Origin of the sequence: Thalassolituus sp. UBA675 (assembly GCF_002297765.1) — a bacterium.
Taxonomy (GTDB): Bacteria; Pseudomonadota; Gammaproteobacteria; order Pseudomonadales; family Oceanobacteraceae; genus Thalassolituus.
Map to the genome: position 1 here is coordinate 343101 of NZ_DBNJ01000026.1, position 18900 is coordinate 362000.

Genomic DNA, 18900 nt, shown 5'->3' on the forward strand with positions numbered 1-18900 from the left:
GTAAAACCAGAAAGATGAGCCGATGATAAGCAAAACCAGATAGGTAAGTTCGTAACGCTTATCATCCAAGAACACAGAAAATAGCAAACAGATAACAGAAATCAGGAAACCTAATGACAAGTTCCCAAACCAACTCAAGTCAGCAACGCGCCGCCCTGCAACGCCAGATCTGGGCGATTGCCAATGATGTACGAGGCTCAGTGGATGGTTGGGACTTCAAGCAGTACGTACTGGGCACCCTGTTTTATCGCTTTATCAGCGAAAACTTTGCTGCCTACATTGAGGCCGGTGACGAAAGCATTCACTACGCCGAACTGCCCGACAGCGTCATCACCCCAGAGATCAAAGAAGACGCCATCAAAACCAAGGGTTACTTCATCTACCCCAGTCAATTGTTTGAAAACGTAGCGAAAAATGCCAACAACAATGAAAGCCTGAACACCGATTTAGCAACGATCTTCAGTGCTATCGAAGCCTCAGGTTTTGGTTATCCGTCAGAGCAGGACATCAAAGGCCTGTTCGCTGACTTCGATACCACCAGCAACCGCCTCGGTAATACCGTCAAAGACAAAAACCTGCGCTTAGCCGCCGTACTTAAGGGCGTTGCCGGGCTGAACTTCCATGGTGAATCGGGCGGGAAATTTGAAGATAACCACATCGACCTGTTCGGTGACGCCTACGAGTTTCTGATCTCTAACTACGCCGCGAATGCCGGTAAATCCGGTGGCGAGTTCTTTACTCCGCAGCATGTGTCCAAGCTCATCGCCATGCTCGCGGTTCACGGCAAGGACAGCATCAACAAGATATTCGACCCCGCCTGTGGTTCGGGCTCACTGCTCATGCAAGCCAGAAAACACATCGACGTGCACAAGATTGAAGAGGGTTACTTCGGCCAGGAGCTGAACCACACCACCTACAACCTGGCGCGTATGAATATGTTTCTGCACAACATTAACTACGACAAATTCAATATCCAGCTGGGCAACACGCTGACCGAACCCCACTTCGGTGACGACAAACCCTTCGACGCCATCGTTTCTAACCCGCCGTACTCCGTAAAATGGATTGGCAGCGACGACCCGACCCTGATCAATGACGACCGCTTTGCCCCCGCCGGTGTGCTAGCGCCCAAATCCAAAGCCGACTTTGCTTTTGTGCTGCACGCGCTCAGTTACTTGTCGGGCAAGGGCAGGGCGGCGATTGTCTGCTTCCCCGGTATTTTTTATCGTGGCGGTGCTGAGCAGAAAATCCGCAAATATCTGGTCGATAACAACAACGTTGAGACGGTCATTTCACTGGCCCCTAATCTGTTCTACGGCACCACCATCGCCGTCAATATTCTTGTGCTGGCGAAAAACAAACCCAACACCGATATCCAGTTCATTGACGCAAGTAACCTGTTTAAAAAAGAAACCAACAACAACATCCTCACCGACGACCATATCCAGAAGATCATGGCAGTGTTCGCGAGCAAAGAGAACATCGACCACTTTGCCCGCTCCGTGCCTGTGGAGGAGGTGGCCGAAAACGACTACAACCTGTCGGTCAGCTCCTATGTGGAAGCCGAAGACACCCGCGAGGTGGTGGACATCACACAGCTGAATGCCGAACTGAAAACCACGGTAGCGAAGATCACTCAGCTGCGCAGCGAGATTGATGCGATAGTGGCGCAAATCGAAGGTGAAGGAACTGAGGCATGAGTCAGCCGGATATGTCAGGGTATATGGAAAAGCTACTGGATGGGGTTGAGGTTGAGTGGAAAGCTTTAGGAGAAGTGTGCGACTTCAAAAATGGATTCGCGTTTAAGAGTAGCCTGTTTAAAGAAGCTGGCTTACCGATTGTTAGAATTACTAATGTGGATGGAAAAAATATTTCCTTAGCCGATGTAAAGTATTTTGATCCGTCGGACTATAAGGAAAATACAGCGTCTTATGAAGTTAGCAAAGGCGATATTTTGATTGCCATGTCTGGAGCGACGACTGGGAAAATTGGCTTTTACGCTCATGAAAATCCCGCCTACCTGAATCAACGAGTAGGAAAATTTTTACCCAAACCGAAAATTCTCAACAATCGATATTTATATCACTATCTTCTTTCGAAAGTTGAGCAGATTTATGTAGTTGCGGGCGGCGGTGCGCAGCCCAATCTTAGTTCAAATGCACTAATGGCAAAGATTAAAATCCCCATCCCCTGCCCAGACAGCCCTGAAAAATCCCTCGAAATTCAGGCCGAAATCGTCCGTATTCTGGACGCATTTACCGCCATGACCGCCGAGCTGACCGCCGAGCTTAACCTGCGCAAGCAACAATACAACTACTATCGTGATCAGTTGTTGAGGTTTGAAGAAGGGGAAGTGGGGTGGAAGAATCTAGAAGATGTTGCTTCATTTAGGCGTGGCTCATTCCCCCAGCCCTATGGAAATAGTGAATGGTATGACGGAGAAGGCTGCATGCCCTTCGTTCAGGTTGCGGATGTTGCTGATTTTGGCTTTCGGCTTCACCAAAAGACGAAGCAGCAGATTTCAAGGCTTGCACAGCCTAAAAGTGTATTCGTTGAAAAAGATACTGTTATTGTTTCGCTACAAGGTACGATTGGGCGTGTTGCCATTACTCAATATGACTGTTACGTGGATAGAACCCTTGCAATATTCACTAATTACAAAGTAGACATAAATAAGAAATATTTTGCTCATCAACTAAAAGCCAAATTCGATCTGGAAAAAGAGTTTGCCAGAGGAAGTACGTTGAAAACTATCACAAAGGAGGAGTTTTCAAAGTTCCAGATACCTATTCCACCTATTGAAGAACAGAATCGCATTGTCTCACTGTTGGATAAGTTCGATGTTTTGACCCATTCAATCAAGGAAGGCCTCCCCCGCGAAATCGAACTGCGTCAGAAGCAATACGAGTATTACCGCGATCTGCTGCTGAGCTTCCCAAGGCCGAAAGAAGAGGCTGTGGCATGATATGAGTAAGACACTGGATGATATCGCCTTAGAGATTTACGAGAATAGTAAAAAAGTAAAGCTTATCTATGCTTTCAACGGTAATGGGAAAACGCGCCTCTCCCGTGCCTTCAAAGAGCTGATCGCTCCGAAAAGTACCGATGATGAAAGCGTAGGCGTTGCAGATGTATCTCCAAGAAGTATTCTCTACTACAACGCTTTTACAGAAGATTTGTTCTATTGGGATAACGACCTCGACAACGATGTTGCGCCAAGGTTGAGGATACAGCCAAATTCCTTTACTGAATGGGTGTTAGTGGACCAAGGACAAGACAGGAATATCGTTACCAATTTTCAGCGCTACGCCAACCAGAAATTAACGCCACACTTTAGTGAGGATTTTTCTGAAGTAACGTTCTCGATGGAGCGGGGGGATGATGAGAGCTCAGGCTATCTGAAAATCTCTAAAGGCGAAGAAAGTAATTTCATCTGGAGTGTGTTCCAGACCGTGATCGATCAGGTTATAAGTATCCGTAATGTTGCAGAAGCAGACGAGCGAGAAACCGACCAATTTGATCAGTTGGAATATATCTTTATTGATGATCCAGTGAGCTCTCTGGATGAAAATCACTTGATTGAGCTTGCGGTCACCCTGGCAGAGCTTATTAAGTCAAGTGAATCAGACCAACTTAAGTTTATCATCACAACGCATAATCCATTGTTCTATAACGTTCTGCATAATGAGCTTAAAAGTAAGGCATGTTATTTATTAGAGCGTTATGAAGATGGGACTTTTGATCTGATTGAGAAGCAGGGTGATTCCAATAAGAGCTTCTCTTACCATCTTCATCTGAAACTCACTCTTGAAAAGGCCATCGCAGATAATTCTATACAGAAGTACCACTTTACACTGTTGCGTAACCTTTATGAGAAGACGGCTAATTTTTTGGGCTATGACAGGTGGTCGGATCTTCTAGATACCGTTCCTGGTGATAAGTCGGGGTACTTAAACCGTATTATTCAATTCAGTAGTCATCGTACATTGTCGAATGAGGAGGTTCTGCAGCCCACAGAGCCTGAGAAACAGATGGTCAGATTATTGCTGGAGAACCTGAATAACTACGGATTTTTACAGCAGGAGGCTCCATGACCGAATACAAAACCATCGCCGAATCCAATAACTTTATTGTCTTGGACCGATACAACAAAGACTGGGGCGTGGCGGAGAGCTATCAGAGCGAAGGCGATCTGGAACGTGAGCTGATTCGGGATCTGGTGAGTCAGGGTTATGAGTATCTGCCGGGCTTAAACAACCCCATTGCCATGCTGGCCAATGTGCGTGAACAGTTGCAACGCCTGAACAATGTTGAGTTTCAGGAAGGTGAATGGCAGCGCTTTGTTGAGACCTATCTCGATAAACCCAGTGACAATGTCGTTGATAAGACCCGCAAGATTCACGATGACTATATTCACGATTTTGTCTTTGATGATGGGCGTATCAAGAACGTCTACCTCGTCGACAAAAAACAGATTGCCCGTAACAAAGTTCAGGTGATTAAGCAGTTTGAACAGTCGGGTAGTCATGCCAACCGCTATGATGTCACTATTCTGGTGAATGGTTTACCGCTGGTGCAGATCGAGCTGAAAAAGCGCGGCGTTGCCATTCGTGAGGCGTTTAATCAGGTTCACCGTTACAGTAAAGAGAGCTTTAACAGCGAGCATTCACTGTACAAATATCTGCAGTTGTTCGTGATCTCTAACGGCACTGATACGCGATATTTTGCCAACACCACGAAGCGCAACAAAAACAGCTTTGACTTCACCATGAACTGGGCGAAGGCCGACAACACCCTGATTAAAGACTTGAAAGACTTCACCGCGACCTTCCTGCAGAAGCACACGTTAGTCAATGTGCTGCTACAATACTCGGTGTTTGATGTCAGCGATACCTTGCTGGTTATGCGCCCATACCAGATTGCCGCGACTGAGCGCATTTTGTGGAAGATCAAATGTGCGTACGAATCAAAAAACTGGACCGGCCCTAAAGAAGGCATGATGCCAGAGAATGGCGGCTATATCTGGCACACCACAGGTTCGGGTAAAACCTTAACCAGCTTTAAAGCAGCGCGGCTGGCTACGGAGCTGGAGTTTATTGATAAGGTGTTCTTCGTCGTTGACCGGAAAGATCTGGATTACCAGACCATGAAGGAGTATCAGCGCTTTTCGCCAGACAGTGTGAACGGCTCTGACAGCACGGCGGGTTTAAAACAGAACCTGAGTAAAGACGACAACAAGATCATCGTCACCACCATTCAGAAGCTCAACAACCTGATGAAGAGCGAAGGTGACCTGCCGGTGTACAACCAGCAGGTAGTGTTTATCTTTGATGAATGCCATCGCAGCCAGTTCGGTGAAGCCCAGAAAAACCTGAAGAAGAAGTTCAAGCGTTTCTACCAGTTTGGTTTTACCGGCACGCCGATCTTTGCTGGCAAAAATGCATTGGGCGATCAGGACACCCAAAGCGTATTCGGGCGTGAGCTGCATTCGTATGTGATCACTGATGCCATACGCGATGAGAAAGTCCTCAAGTTCAAGGTCGATTACAACGACGTACGCCCACAATTCAAACAGCTTGAAACTGAACAGGACGAGAAGAAGCTGAGTGCGTTAGAGGACAAGCAGGCGTTACTGCACCCGGAACGTATTCGTGAAATTTCGCAGTATATTCTCAATAACTTCCGCCAGAAAACACACCGCATGAAAGCGGGAGGAGCAGGCTTTAACGCCATGTTTGCGGTCAGTAGTGTGGATGCCGCCAAACTGTATTACGAGACGCTTAACCAGCTTCAGAATGAGCCTTCTTATAAAGACAGAAGTAAACCGCTCAAGATCGCCACTATATTCTCGTTTGCCGCCAACGAAGAGCAGGACGCGATAGGCGATATTGTGGATGAGAGTTTCGATGTGTCAGCAATGAACTCCAGTGCCAAGGAGTTTTTGACTAAAGCCATCGCTGACTATAACGCCTTCTTCTGCTCGAACTACAGCGTCGATAGCAAGGGTTTTCAGAATTATTACCGTGATCTGGCGAAGCGGGTAAAGAGCAAAGAAGTCGACCTGTTGATTGTGGTGGGGATGTTCCTCACCGGCTTTGATGCGCCGACCCTCAATACCTTGTTTGTTGATAAGAATCTGCGTTATCACGGCCTGATGCAGGCGTACTCGCGCACTAACCGTATTTATGATGCCACTAAGACCTTTGGCAATATCGTTACCTTCCGTGATTTAGAGCAGGCTACGGTCGATGCCATTACCCTGTTTGGTGATAAAAACACCAGAAACGTGGTTCTGGAGAAGAGCTATAAGGAATACCTCGAAGGCTTCACTGATGTGGTTACCGGTGAGGCGAAGCGTGGCTTTATGACGGTAGTCAGTGAGCTGGAGCAGCGCTTCCCTGATCCGGCAAATATTGACAAAGAGTCTGACAAAAAAGCCTTTGCCAAACTCTTCGGTGAGTATCTGCGAGTTGAAAATATCCTGCAGAACTACGATGAATTCGCCAGCCTGAAAGCCTTGCAGAACATCGACATGAGCGATCCGGATGCGGTTGAGGCCTTCAAAACTGAGCATTATCTGGACGATGACAAGCTCGCCGAACTGCAGAGTATTCGTCTGCCCGCGGACCGTAAAATTCAGGATTATCGTTCAAGTTACAACGATATCCGCGACTGGCAGCGGCGCCAGAAATCGGCAGAAGTACAAGAGAAATCTACCATCGACTGGGATGATGTAGTATTTGAGGTCGACCTGCTTAAATCGCAGGAGATAAACCTCGACTACATTCTTGAGCTGATCTTCGAACACAACAAGAAGAACAAGAGTAAGTCTGACCTCGTGGACGAAGTTCGCCGAGTGATCCGAGGCAGCCTCGGCAACCGCGCCAAAGAGAGTCTGGTGGTCGATTTCATCAACCAGACAGATCTGGATGAGATCGGCGATAAGGCCACCGTCATCGATACCTTCTTTGCCTTTGCGCAAGCCGAACAGCAGCGCGAAGCTGAAGAGCTGATTGAAACCGAGAACCTCAACGCCGAAGAGGCTCGCCGCTACATCATCAGCTCGCTTAAGCGCGAGTACGCCAGCGACGCGGGCACAGAGCTGAACTCTGTTCTGCCTAAGATGAGCCCGTTAAACCCGCAGTACCACACCAAAAAGCAGACGGTGTTCCAGAAGATCGCTGCGTTCGTTGAGAAGTTTAAAGGGGTAGGTGGGAGTATCAGTAAAGACTGATGTAGCAACCAAGTGTGATTCAGTACGAGTAGCTGTTAAAGTAACATGCGTGTTGCAAGGCTGGGAAGGAACCCAAGGTCAGTTTATAATTTGACCAATCCAGGAGGACATATGACTCAGGCCATGATTAACCCCGAAATGCTTAGCTGGGCGCGTGAACGCGCAGGCTTTGCCGTGCCTGAATTCGCGAGAAAGATGGGCAAAACGCCCGAATGGCTGCAGGAATGGGAGTCCGGTTCTCGTCCGCTGACGTTCCATCAGGCTACCCAATACGCCGAAAAAGCCTACATCCCGCTCGGATACCTGTTTCTCAGGCAGCCACCTGAAGAAACGTTGCCAATTCCCGATCTGCGAACCATCGAAAACGGCGAAGTACGCCGTCCCAGTGCTGAACTTCTGGACGTAGTGAAGCAAATGCAGGAAAGACAGGAGTGGTACAAGGATTACCTGTTTGAGAACGGCGGCGAAGAGTGCCGGGTCGTTGGGCGTTGTAAGGGGAGCGACAGCGTCGATGTTATTGTTGCCGACATGCGCCAGACCATGGCCATACCTCCACACCCTACGCGCGGCACTTGGGAAGATTATTATCGTGGTTTGGTGAAGCAGGTTGAGTCTCTGGGAATTCTGGTTATGCGCTTACCACACCTTGGTAGCCATCATCGGCGTTTTAAGGTTGAAGAATTTCGTGGCTTCGCGATGGTCGACAAAATTGCTCCCCTCATTTTTGTAAATCATGCCGACGCGCCGGGAGCGCGACTATTTACTCTTATCCATGAGCTTTGCCATGTCTGGCTTGGTGAATCTGGGGTGTCTGACGGCGATGCGAATACGCATAATCGTATTGAAGTACTGTGCAACGCTGTTGCAGCGGAATTTTTGGTTCCCGAAGAAGAGTTCAGGCAGATCTGGGATCGGGAAGTGGAATACTGGCAAGAAAACCTGAAGCCACTCGAAGCCCACTTTCACGTCAGCACCTGGGCATTGGCGCGACGAGCGATGACGCTGGGGTTTATTACTAAACCTGATTACCTGAAATACATTGCGGCAGAGAAAAAAGCACATGAAGACCGCGAGCGCGAAGGTGGCGGTGGAGGCTATTACAAGAATCAGAAATCCTGGCTGAGTGATCGCTTTAGCTTTGCTGTTTCTTCTCAGGCATTAAATGGACAGATTATGCTTAGAGAGGCTGGGCATTTATTGGGAGTGAACCCTGCTAATCTTATTAAGTTTGCAAAGGAGATCGGTGTTTGAAGTATTTAATGGATGCAAATACTTATATTGAAGCAAAGAACAAATATTATGGAATGGACTTCTGCCCCGGTTACTGGGATTGGCTCATTGATCAGTTCGCCATGGGTAATGTGGCCAGTATTGACTTTGTTGGTAAAGAGCTTGAGAAAGGCAATGATAAACTTAGGGAATGGTGTCGCTCTCATCGGGATCATTTCATTGAGTCAAACGACCTCGATACTCAGGCGGAGTATTATGAAGTCGTCAACTTTGTGATGGGCGGGAAGTATAACCCCGGTAATCGTGATGGTTTTCTCAAAGGGGCTGACCCTTGGTTGATTGCCAAGTCCAAATCAATCGGGGCTGTTTTAGTGACACATGAGGCAAGAAAGGCACCGGCAGATACCAAAAAAGTAAAGATACCGAATATCTGCGATGCATTAGGTGTGCAGTGTATCTCGACATTTGAGCTGCTTCGTACTTTGGAAGCGCGGTTTTGCAAATCTACATGATTGAATATCTGGTAATAGATTAAGCAACCTGTGCGAAAAGAGCATCTATAAAATCAGTTTATTATCAACGCCCCTCAACAATGTGGTCGGTATTGGGTACGGTATAGTTTATCAATCAGAGGGTTATTTGTTAAAACATGGCAACCTATAGGATCGAAGCAGACGTTTCTGAGTGCCAGTCAATCGTATTCGATATTGACGATTACCTTGATGTGCTCGACCCTTCTATCGGCGAGAAACAGGCAATGTTTCTTCCCATGGTTAATCTTTCTGTCGCAGAAGGCTGGTCGCCGATTGAACTGTCGTATTTTCAGAATGAAGGCACCGTAGATCTTGCTGATGTAAGTCTCTGGAAGTCGGGCCTTTTGCTGATGAACCAGAAAGGCTATGACGCTTTGCACGATGTGCTTACTGCTAATGGTGAGTTCTTGACTTGTGAACTACATGGGAAGACTGCTTTTATCTTTAACTGTCTTGAGTTGAAGCCAGAAAATGGCGCAAAGGTAAGTTACAAAGAAAAAAACGGGTGGAAGCAGTCTGTTGACGCAATTGAATTTCCCGACGGTTGGAATGAGCCGCTTTTTAAGTTTAAGAATGAGCTGACGTTTAACTTGTATGGTTCTGAAGCATTTAAAGTTGCTTACGACTCAAATGAGCTGAAGGGGCTGTGCTTTCACTAGTTTCGTAACTAGGCCACTTCATCAGGCTCTTTTCCGGCCACTCTTGGCCACGTCCTAACACCCGTTCTACTCTTTATTCATCCTTCACAATAATTTTGGCTGAGTATGATTAATAAGAAACTAGTAGTAACGGGTTGCTTTGCACTTTCATTTGTAGCGCACGCAGAGCGGCCAGTCGTCGAGCATGGTTTGATCGCGGGTGCATCTGTTCAGGTGGGTAGCTATGAAGAAGACGGTGCGGATAGCGTATCTCCTATTGGTGGGCTGCTTTCTCTTGAGAAGCCTTTGACTGATAACTTCAGCTTGAGAGCGGATTACGCCTTTGGCCTGGAGGCTGATTCTACTGAGGTAGGTACAACCGAAGTCGATGTCTCTTTGGGTAATATGTTCTCGGGGTTTGCCAAGGTTCAGACCAGTGACATCGCTGGTTTCCGGCTTTATGGCTTGCTGGGGGTGAGTAAGGCGGAATTCAGGGCCGAAGTCGTCGATACGGAAGGCGAAACCACTGATGGCGATACTGACCTGTCGTATGGCTTGGGAGTGACTGCAGGTATTAAGCCGGGCCTTACAGTGAATGGTGAATTCGTTTCTTATCTTTCTGAAGACGACTATTCCTATTCTGGTTTTAACTTCGGGCTTTCAAAGCTTTTCTGACCTCCTTACAATGACACCATCATTTACGAGGAGCACAGCATGGCCAAGGGTTTTGAAGTTACGGGAATCATCCACACCATCGGTGAGACGCAGTCGTTCGGTCAGAACGGGTTCACTAAGCGTGAGTTTGTGGTCAAACTGACCGGTGAAGGCGAGAAGGAAGAGTACCCGAACTACGTGGCGCTTGAGCTTATTAAAGATAAGTGTGCTCTGATGGACAGCTACCAGCCAGGCGATGAGATTAAGGTTCAGTTTAATCTGAACGGTCGCCTCTGGAATGCGCCGGGTAAGCCTGAGAAGTGCTTCACCAGTTTGCAGGCGTGGCGGGTTGAGCGCATGGATGATGTGCCGCAGTTTGCTCAGCAGCAGCCGGCACCATCTCAGGCGTACAATGATTTTGATGACGATGTGCCGTTCTAAGTGGGCAGTCTGAATTAATGAAGGCGCGGTGATCGCGCCTTTTTTGTGGATCGGATTCAGGAGAGTGCTAATGCGTGTGTTGATTGCCGGATCATCGGGGGCCATTGCCGAAGCTGTCGCCAAGCGAATGCGTGAGGAGGGGGATCATGTATTTACCTTGAGCCGGTCGGGTGAGCCTTCGGCGACGCACTGTGTTGCCGATCTGACCAAGCCATCTTCCGTCGAGCAGATAAAAGCATTCGTTGAGAAGTGTGGGCCTCTGGACGCGGTGTTCTGTGGCACTGGCTTGCTGCATGGTGGCTGGAATATGCCCGAGAAGTCGCTGTCACAGCTGTCGATGGATTGGCTGCAGCAGAATATGCTGGTCAACGTTCAGACGCATATTCATCTCGCTCAAGCCGTTGCGTCGCTTGTAAAACGCTCTTCCCCAATTAAGTGGGTCTCTCTTTCGGCAATGGTTGGCAGTCTGGAAGACAACGGCCTGGGTGGCTGGTATAGCTACCGTATGAGTAAGGCCGCGCTGAATATGTTTATTCGGAATTTGTCGATTGAGTGGTCGCGGAAGGCGCCAGGCAGTGTGGTTGTGGCCCAGCATCCGGGCACTACGGATTCACGTTTGTCAGAGCCGTTTCAGGCTGGGATTGCCGAGGGCAAGTTGTATACACGCGAGCAAACCGCTGAGCGCCTGGTCAATGTTATGAGAGAGCTGACGCCCGAACAGAACGGGCGTTTGTTGCATTGGGATGGAAGTGTGATTCCTTTTTGATCTAAAACCTCACTCCTTCAGTCCACCCCGGTAATTTCATTCCTTCCGCACTCAATTCAATATCATCCGGCTCCGGCTGGGCTTCTTTATCGCGGTAGGGCAGTGGTAAGTTCTCTTTCGCAACAGCGCTCAGGTACTGCTGCTGACTCTCCCGGATCTTCTCATTTCTTGCTATGTAGCTGTGCCATTCGGCTTCGGTGACGAGTGTTTTCAGGTGTTCACGGCTTGCTTGCCCGCTCAGCACCCAGGCGCTGGCGTTATTGCCTCCAAAGCCTTTGCTGTTAATAAAACAGACCGGGATATCTTCGGCTGAAACCTTGGTGTGCCTCAGCGGAATTGTCAGTTGTGACTGCTGCACGTCGGGGGCTATTTCGCTTGCTGTGGTAATGCCGGGCAGGACACCGTAGTTCCATGAGCCCAGAGTCATTAACAGCTGGTCGGCGGACGCCGCAGAGATGGAGTGCCCTAAATGGGCTTTCACCGCGCATACAGGCCACTTGCTGATGCCGAATTCTTTGGCAAGCCGGTTAAACATGTCTGATTCGGTAGTACGGTTTTGTGGAGTGCTGCTGCCGTGAGCCTGCACAAAGCTCTTCTGTAGGGCATCGTCTCCCAGTGCGGTTTTACTCAGGGTACGTTTTGCGCTGGCCATGGCTTTTCCCATGGTGATGTAGTTGCCAATGCCCGGTGCCGAGATAGAGCGTTTATAGCCATCTGCGTGGATAAATACGTCGCCAATACTCCCGAGTATATTCAGCCCAAGCTCAAGCGCTGTATCCCGACTGGTAAGCACGAAACACTGAGCCGACTCTGCCAGGGTGAAGCCAACGTTTTGAGCGAAGGGTCTGGAAGCACGGCGAAATTCAGGTTGTTGATTGTTGCTCAGACCTTCAAGTTTTTGCAGGCGCTCTTCGGTAGCGAGTGCTCCCATCGCATTAAAGCCTTCAACAATGCCCGGGATGAGCGGCGCTTCGCTGTTACCTGTGAGGACAAGCTTACGGCGCCCGCTGCGGATATCATCAAGTGCCATACGCAGGTTGTAGAGGAAGCTGGCACAGGCGCCGTTGTTGCTTCCAGTGGCTCCAGCGTTGCCAAGCAGGTAAGCGTTGATAAAGTCGGCGGGCATGGTGGATATGCCCATTGGTAACTGGCGGGATGTGTTGCGCTGGCCCATCAAGGGGGCGCACAACATGCCGCCGAACCCCTGCATATCAAGCTGACCCGCCGTCGAGCCCATATAGACGGCAATATCATCAGGGCGGAGGTGCTCTTTAATCTCATCGGCACTCATGCCCAGGTTGCCCAGAGCGTCTGCTGCAGCGTAGAGCGCCAGTTGTAACCCGCGAGGGTGATGTTTCGAGTTGTAGAGGCTGGCCACGTCAAATCCGGTCGGGATCTGACCGGCGCTTTGCACATCGCAGCGCTTGTAGGTCTCCCGATAGAGTTTGTTGGTTGCAGCTTCATCTCTTGAAGTTATACCGTTATCTATGTTCGATTCTTTCGCTTGAGCTACGTCTCCCTCCTGAATCTCGTTGAAAATCATGGCGTCCGGATTCCAGCCACGCAGGTCAGGGCAGTCTTTGTCCCAGGCACGGACGAGGGAGTTATTGAGAACCTCGTGAGGAGGTTGGTCAGTCAGGTTGGCCAACTCATTCTGCAGTTCTGTTTGCTGAACTGGAGAGAGTGCATCGTAAATAATCCGTCGATACGCCTGATGCCCGGAGGCGCGCCCTGCGGCATTGATACCGCCGAACGCGGCAATCACTACATCGGTGATTTCAGGGGAGTAGGTTGAATCTGACAAAGTGGCCTCCGGGGTATCATCAAGCTGTGTTTTGGGCATTCGCCCGAGTGTGCCCACACAGTGTGCTCCGGATTCAGTTGTTCGGAATAGAATAAAAAGGCCGTATAGTGGTATAAAAAAGACATATTCAAGGTGTCAGGAGGTATTCTTGCTAAATCGATCTGACTTTCATATCAGCGTTCTGCAGCTTGATCAGATGCTCTTATCGAGTCTGGCAATGCCACTTGAAATGCTCCATGCGGCGGTAAGCTACCATCGAACCAGAAGCCGTTCGCGATTGAGTCTGAATGTCGAATCAGTGTCCGTTACTGAGAATTGTCAGCCAATCGGTGGGCTCGAGATCGTTAGTGGAACGCCTTTGGCGGATGTAGGTAAGACCGATCTGGTGATCGTGCCTGCCATGTGGCGTAATCCATTACGAAAGTTAGATTCATCAGATCCTGTCTGTGAATGGCTCAGACACCGTTATTCCGAGGGTGCGTCTGTCATGAGTATCGGCACAGGGGCCTGGCTTCTGGCGAAGGCGGGGCTGCTTAATGGTCAGGCTGCGACCACCCATTGGCATGCTCTGAATGATTTTGAGCACGATTTTCCGGATGTTAGCCTGCAGCGCGATCACCTACTGACGCAGGCAGGGCGTATTTATTGCGCCGCCAGTATTAACTCAGGCGCTGACCTGATGATTCATCTGATCGGTACATTGTTTACCAGCGAAGTCGCAGCCTACGTTGAGCGACAGTTCTCTCCGGAAGCGCGAATGTCCTTTGATAAGAGGGTGTTTACTGAAGGAGCCCCACAGCACGCTGATGAAGCCATAGCACTAGCACAGAGTTGGTTGCACCAGCACTGGCAGGAGGCTCTGTCGATGGATCGGGTTTCTGAGATTGCCGGTTTGAGCCCCCGACAGCTAAGCCGTCGCTTCAAGAAGGTGACCGGCGAGTCTCCAGGTCAGTATCTGCAGCACCTCAAGTGTCGGTTTGGTAAGGAGTGGCTTAAGAACAGTGACCTCTCGATAGCCGAGATTGCTCAGATGTGCGGATTCAGTGATGCCAGTCACTTCGGGCGCATCTTTCGTCGTTGGCAGGGAGTGGCGCCATGTGACTACCGACGTGCAGTCCGGGCCAAGCTATTCAGCGTGAACAGTCAGTTTTAGTAAAAGAGATTAATTTTCACTTCCAGGAACAAAAGTCTGGCTGGTAATGTCTGACCAGAGGTTAAATTGGTCATTGAGGCCATTACTCTTTAATAAGAACAAAATTCGACTAACCTGATGTTACAGGGGCTATGCGGCGCGAGAAGCGCGGGAGCAGGCAATGGCGGTAACGGAACAGAGGGATTTGACGGGGCTGAAGTCCGGGGCGTTCGACGCCTTGTTGAGCTCCGAGGATATGGGGATAGCGATACTTGATAGCGGGCTACGCTATCTGGAGCTGAACTCCCTTCTGGCGAGATTTAACGGTGTATCTGTCGAAGATCATGTCGGCAGAACTGTCTCTGAGGTCCTGCCAAAGCTGGGCCCCCTGATTATTCCCATCCTGAAAGAAGTTATCGAAACCGGTGAGCCTGCACGGAACCTGGAAATTGCTGGTGAGACGCCCAGCGTAGTCGGGCAGGACTCTTTTTGGGAAGCATCGTATCTTCCGATTTTTTCTTCGCCGGGTCAGGTTGCTGGAATTCTGGTTATGGCGGTTAACCGGACGCTCGAGTATGAACTCAAACGCACTCGGGAAGAAGCTCACGAGCTTCAGCGACGTATTCTCGACAGCCTGTTTACCTTTGTCAGTATTCTCTCTCCAGACGGCCTCCTTATCGATGCTAACCGAGCACCGTTAGAGGCTGCGGGCATTGATCTCGCCGATGTCATCGGCAAGCGTTTCTGGGACTGCATCTGGTGGAATTACTCACCAAAAATTCAGATGCAACTGCGCTCAGCTGTTATCCGTGCAGGTGCGGGTGAGACTGTTCGTTATGATGTGCCTATCCGTACGGTGGGTGATACCCGCATTACTATCGATTTTATGGTTTCGCCGCTGCTTGGCGCGGATGGCGAAGTCACTCACCTCGTCGCCTCGGCAAACGACGTATCTGAACGAAAAAGTCGGGAAACTGAATTATCGCTCAGTGAAAAACGCTTCCGCCGCGTGTTTGATTCTACCGCTGATGGTCTGGTGATGATCAATGAGTACGGGGAAATCATGCTGGCCAACCCAAGCATGGCCAGCATGTTTGGTTATTCGCTATCCGAACTTTACTCCTGCTCAATCGAAGATCTTATCCCTGCACACCTCCGTGATAAGCATCGAAAGGAGCGCTCGCGTTACCAAGAAAGTCCAGTCCCACGTGCCATGGCAGCTATGCGTGAATTAATGGCATGCCGACGCGACGGTTCTGAATTTCCAGTTGAAGTTGCACTGACGCCTTTGCAGTTCCCTGAAGGGACTCGGGTTCTCGCAACAGTGGTCGATATTTCGATTCAGAAGCAGATCCAGGCGAGTCTTATCAAAGCTTTGAAAGAAAAGACGTCTCTCCTTAACGAAGTTCATCACCGGGTAAAAAATAATCTTCAGGTGGTTTCAAGTTTATTGAGCCTTCAGGCGCGCAGTGTACCCGAAGAGCTTGTAGACGCATTTCTTGAAAGCCAGGGGCGCGTGAAGGCAATGGCTCTGATGCACCAGCAGCTTTACGAGCATAAAACGTACGAGAGTATTGGCGCTGCAAAATACAGCAGCGAGTTAGTTACGCTTATTACGCGCAGTCATACGATGACCAGCAGTCAGAATATCAAAACCGTCCTTGTACCTCCCGAACGGGAAGTCTTCCTGACGATGGATCAGGCACTGCCTTTCGGTTTATTGCTTAATGAGCTCGTAACAAACTCCATAAAACATGCATTTACTGATCAGGATGTCGGTGAGATACGTATTTCAATGTCACAAGATGGTGATATGAATATTGTGGTCGTTGAGGACAACGGAAAGGGAGTCGAGGAAGGGGTGGAACTCGGCGAAACAACTTCGCTTGGATTCCAGCTCATTCCCGGATTAGTCGAGCAGCTGGACGGAGAAATAGTGTTGATAAGAAATCAAGGAACTCGCTATGAAATACGCTTTCGCAAGCAGGAGACAGAGGAATGAGTGGCGAAAAGATTCTGATCACGGAAGATGAGCGGATCACTGCGCTGGACCTGAAGATGACACTGGAAAAACTGGGTTATCTGGTGGTTGGTAGTGTTGCTTCTGGGGAGGAGTCAATTGAGTTTGCACGCCGGTTGAAGCCTGACCTGGTTCTTATGGATATTCATTTGAAAACAGCCATGATGGGTACAGAAGCCGCCCAACTGATTTCAAAAGAATTGGATATTCCTGTTATTTTCCTGAGCGCATACTCGGACAGATCGGTAATTCGTGAAGCTGGGCAGTCGACTCCTTATGGCTATCTGATAAAGCCTTATGATGCGCGTGAGATCGACGCATCCATTCAGGTGGCACTGGCAAAACATGAGGTTGATGATGAGATAAAAAAGAGTGACATGAAACTGAAGCTGGCACTTGAAGCCGCCAATATGTCCGCTTGGGAGTGGGAGCCAGAAGACAGACGTTGTCTGGCGGCGGCTGAGCAACCAGAAACGACGAATTTCGCAAGCACGATTGACGATATTATCAGTCGCGTACATCCCGATGACAGAGACTTGCTTGTTTCTTCTCTTAACAGCACTGGCCAGCTCTCACAGCAGGTTCGTTTGTTATACAAGGACACTGACGACTATCATAGTGTCGATTTGTTTGCGGCTGTCGTAACAGATAAAGAAGACCAACGTAAGGTTGTTGGTATTGCTCGCGATGTTGAGAAAGAGGCGCGCGAGCGGGAGGAGCTTCGCCAGGCCAGAGTCGTCTTTGAATCTATCTCTGAAGCGATTCTGATAACCGATTCTGAGAGAAAAGTGATCTCTGCTAATCCTGCCTTGGAAATTATCACTGGATTCACCATTGATGAAGTCAAGGGACGTGATCCGGATGAATTTCTTCACGCTCGTCGTCATAAAGATCATTTTTCTCCCAAACTGCTTGAGCAGGGTAATCATTTCTGGAGTGGCGAGGTAGCCTGCAATACCAGATCTGGTGAACGCTTCCCAGCTTGGGAACATATCTCGGGTGTTTTTGATGATGACGGTATCGTTACGAATTATGTATTCACAATTTCAGATATTGGTGAACTTCGTCGGGCTGAAAAAAACCTGCAGAGAATGGCGTTTCTTGATTCTCTGACCGGGGTCGGAAATCGCGTTCATCTTGAACGCACGTTGAGCGAATGTCTGCACGCGCAGCAAAAATCAGCAGAACCTGTGGCTGTTCTTTATATCGATCTAGACGGATTTAAGCTTGTAAATGACACCTTGGGGCATGCTGAAGGTGATCGGTTATTGCAGATTATTGCAGAGCGATTTGTCAGCTCGGTAAGAGAAGACGATACAGTTACTCGCGTTGGTGGAGACGAATTCGTCATTGTAGCACCGCACTTCAGCGACCATGAAGGGCTGCGCGTAATGGCGAATAAATTGCTTAGGGCGGTAGCTGCACCCATCACATTATCCCGTGAAGTAGTCGAAGTTTCTGCCAGTATTGGTATTGCCATCTCAGGCGGAGAGTTGATTAGCCATGAAGATGTCATTACGGCTGCAGACACTGCCCTTATGCATGCTAAGGGCGCGGGGAAAAGCTGCTTTAAGTTTTATGATTTGGAGCTGGCAATGGTTTCGGTTGAGCGAAACCGCATCGAACGCAATATTAAAGGTGCGCTGAACAGTAACGAAATCTGTGTTGAGTTTCAGCCACTCGTCGATGTCGTTAATAACCGTGTTTATGGCGCAGAGGCGTTATGCCGTTGGTATAGTCATGACCTCGGCATGATCCCCCCTGAGCGATTTATTCCGATAGCAGAGCAAAGCAATGTGATTCTCGAGGTAGGTAAAAAAGTCTTAGTAGAGAGCTTTACCCAACTGAACCACTGGAGATCACAGGGGCTGACCGAGCTTGTTGTATCGGTCAATGTGTCTGCTCGCCAGTTATCTGATAAGAATTTCCCGGCTATTATCAGCTATCTTTTAAACGAACATGATGTTCCGGCGGATAGAGTTGAACTGGAAGTTACGGAAACCGCGATTCAGAATAATAAGCACGCTAAACAGCAGCTTGACCAGTTGCGTGCTTTAGGAATACGCCTGGCCATTGATGACTTCGGAACAGGGTATTCATCATTAAGCCGTCTGAAATCCTTGCCTTTCGATCGCGTAAAAATCGATCGAAGCTTCGTTATGGATTTGCCCAACAGTGAAAGTGACATTGAGATCTGCAAAGCTATCTTTGCGCTTTGCGGCGTTCTCGGCATGAACGTGACGGCCGAAGGTATTGAGAATGAAAATCAGCTAAATACCCTTCGCCAGATGGGCTGTGGCTGTGGTCAGGGCTTCTTGTTTGGCCGCTCTATGGCTTCTCAGCGATTCGTAGAATGGGTGAAAGGTTTTGAATTAAATAACGGCTGAACTATCGGTTGTCTGGCGCTAGAATAAATAAAACCTCTGAACATACAGAGGGCGTTGACAA

14 protein-coding genes are annotated in these 18900 nt (G+C 49.0%); 13 read left to right on the forward strand and 1 reads right to left on the reverse strand.

Annotated features, from left to right (window positions below; translation table 11 throughout):
* Window positions 1–113: 113 nt before the first annotated feature.
* From B3007_RS12315 to B3007_RS12360, 10 genes are all read left to right on the forward strand, one after another.
* Window positions 114–1700: a type I restriction-modification system subunit M gene (locus B3007_RS12315; RefSeq protein WP_301377285.1), complete on the forward strand. Its 1587-nt coding sequence runs from the start codon at window positions 114–116 to the stop codon at window positions 1698–1700.
* The gene (locus B3007_RS12320; protein ID WP_301377283.1) at window positions 1697–2965 is read left to right on the forward strand and encodes a restriction endonuclease subunit S; all 1269 of its coding nucleotides are present in this window, start codon (window positions 1697–1699) and stop codon (window positions 2963–2965) included. The genes B3007_RS12315 and B3007_RS12320 overlap by 4 nt, the downstream gene beginning before the upstream one ends.
* 1 nt (window position 2966) lies before the next feature.
* Complete coding sequence (locus B3007_RS12325; RefSeq protein ID WP_301377281.1) at window positions 2967–4094, forward strand: AAA family ATPase; 1128 nt, start codon at window positions 2967–2969, stop codon at window positions 4092–4094.
* Window positions 4091–7234 (forward strand): type I restriction endonuclease subunit R, encoded by a 3144-nt coding sequence (locus B3007_RS12330; RefSeq protein WP_301377279.1) that lies wholly within the window; start codon window positions 4091–4093, stop codon window positions 7232–7234. Before B3007_RS12325 ends, B3007_RS12330 begins: the two co-directional genes overlap by 4 nt.
* Window positions 7235–7345: 111 nt before the next feature.
* The gene (locus B3007_RS12335) at window positions 7346–8485 is read left to right on the forward strand and encodes an ImmA/IrrE family metallo-endopeptidase (protein ID WP_301377277.1); all 1140 of its coding nucleotides are present in this window, start codon (window positions 7346–7348) and stop codon (window positions 8483–8485) included.
* Window positions 8482–8976: a DUF4411 family protein gene (locus B3007_RS12340; RefSeq protein ID WP_301377275.1), complete on the forward strand. Its 495-nt coding sequence runs from the start codon at window positions 8482–8484 to the stop codon at window positions 8974–8976. The genes B3007_RS12335 and B3007_RS12340 overlap by 4 nt, the downstream gene beginning before the upstream one ends.
* A gap of 137 nt (window positions 8977–9113) precedes the next feature.
* Window positions 9114–9656 (forward strand): hypothetical protein, encoded by a 543-nt coding sequence (locus B3007_RS12345; protein ID WP_301377274.1) that lies wholly within the window; start codon window positions 9114–9116, stop codon window positions 9654–9656.
* 105 nt (window positions 9657–9761) lie between these two features.
* Entirely contained in the window at window positions 9762–10310 is a 549-nt protein-coding gene (locus B3007_RS12350; protein ID WP_301377272.1) for an outer membrane beta-barrel protein, read from the forward strand.
* 39 nt (window positions 10311–10349) lie between these two features.
* Window positions 10350–10730, forward strand: a complete 381-nt coding sequence (locus tag B3007_RS12355) for a DUF3127 domain-containing protein (RefSeq protein WP_068439963.1) — start codon at window positions 10350–10352, stop codon at window positions 10728–10730.
* Window positions 10731–10800: 70 nt separating this feature from the next.
* Window positions 10801–11496, forward strand: coding sequence for an SDR family NAD(P)-dependent oxidoreductase (locus B3007_RS12360; RefSeq protein WP_301377270.1), 696 nt, complete (start codon window positions 10801–10803; stop codon window positions 11494–11496).
* Window position 11497: 1 nt separating this feature from the next.
* Here B3007_RS12360 and B3007_RS12365 read toward each other — a convergent pair whose 3' ends face one another.
* Window positions 11498–13300 carry a beta-ketoacyl synthase gene (locus tag B3007_RS12365; RefSeq protein ID WP_301377268.1) on the reverse strand — a complete coding sequence of 601 codons (1803 nt, stop codon included), beginning with the start codon at window positions 13298–13300 and terminating at the stop codon, window positions 11498–11500.
* Between the two features lie 148 nt (window positions 13301–13448).
* On the opposite strand from B3007_RS12365, the gene B3007_RS12370 reads away from it, so the two are divergent.
* The 3 genes from B3007_RS12370 to B3007_RS12380 all read left to right on the forward strand — a co-directional run bounded on the left by B3007_RS12370 (window position 13449) and on the right by B3007_RS12380 (window position 18839).
* Window positions 13449–14453 carry a GlxA family transcriptional regulator gene (locus tag B3007_RS12370; RefSeq protein WP_301377266.1) on the forward strand — a complete coding sequence of 335 codons (1005 nt, stop codon included), beginning with the start codon at window positions 13449–13451 and terminating at the stop codon, window positions 14451–14453.
* Window positions 14454–14613: 160 nt separating this feature from the next.
* Entirely contained in the window at window positions 14614–16434 is a 1821-nt protein-coding gene (locus tag B3007_RS12375) for a PAS domain-containing protein (protein ID WP_301377265.1), read from the forward strand.
* The gene (locus tag B3007_RS12380; protein ID WP_301377263.1) at window positions 16431–18839 is read left to right on the forward strand and encodes a two-component system response regulator; all 2409 of its coding nucleotides are present in this window, start codon (window positions 16431–16433) and stop codon (window positions 18837–18839) included. The genes B3007_RS12375 and B3007_RS12380 overlap by 4 nt, the downstream gene beginning before the upstream one ends.
* Window positions 18840–18900 lie beyond the last annotated feature (61 nt).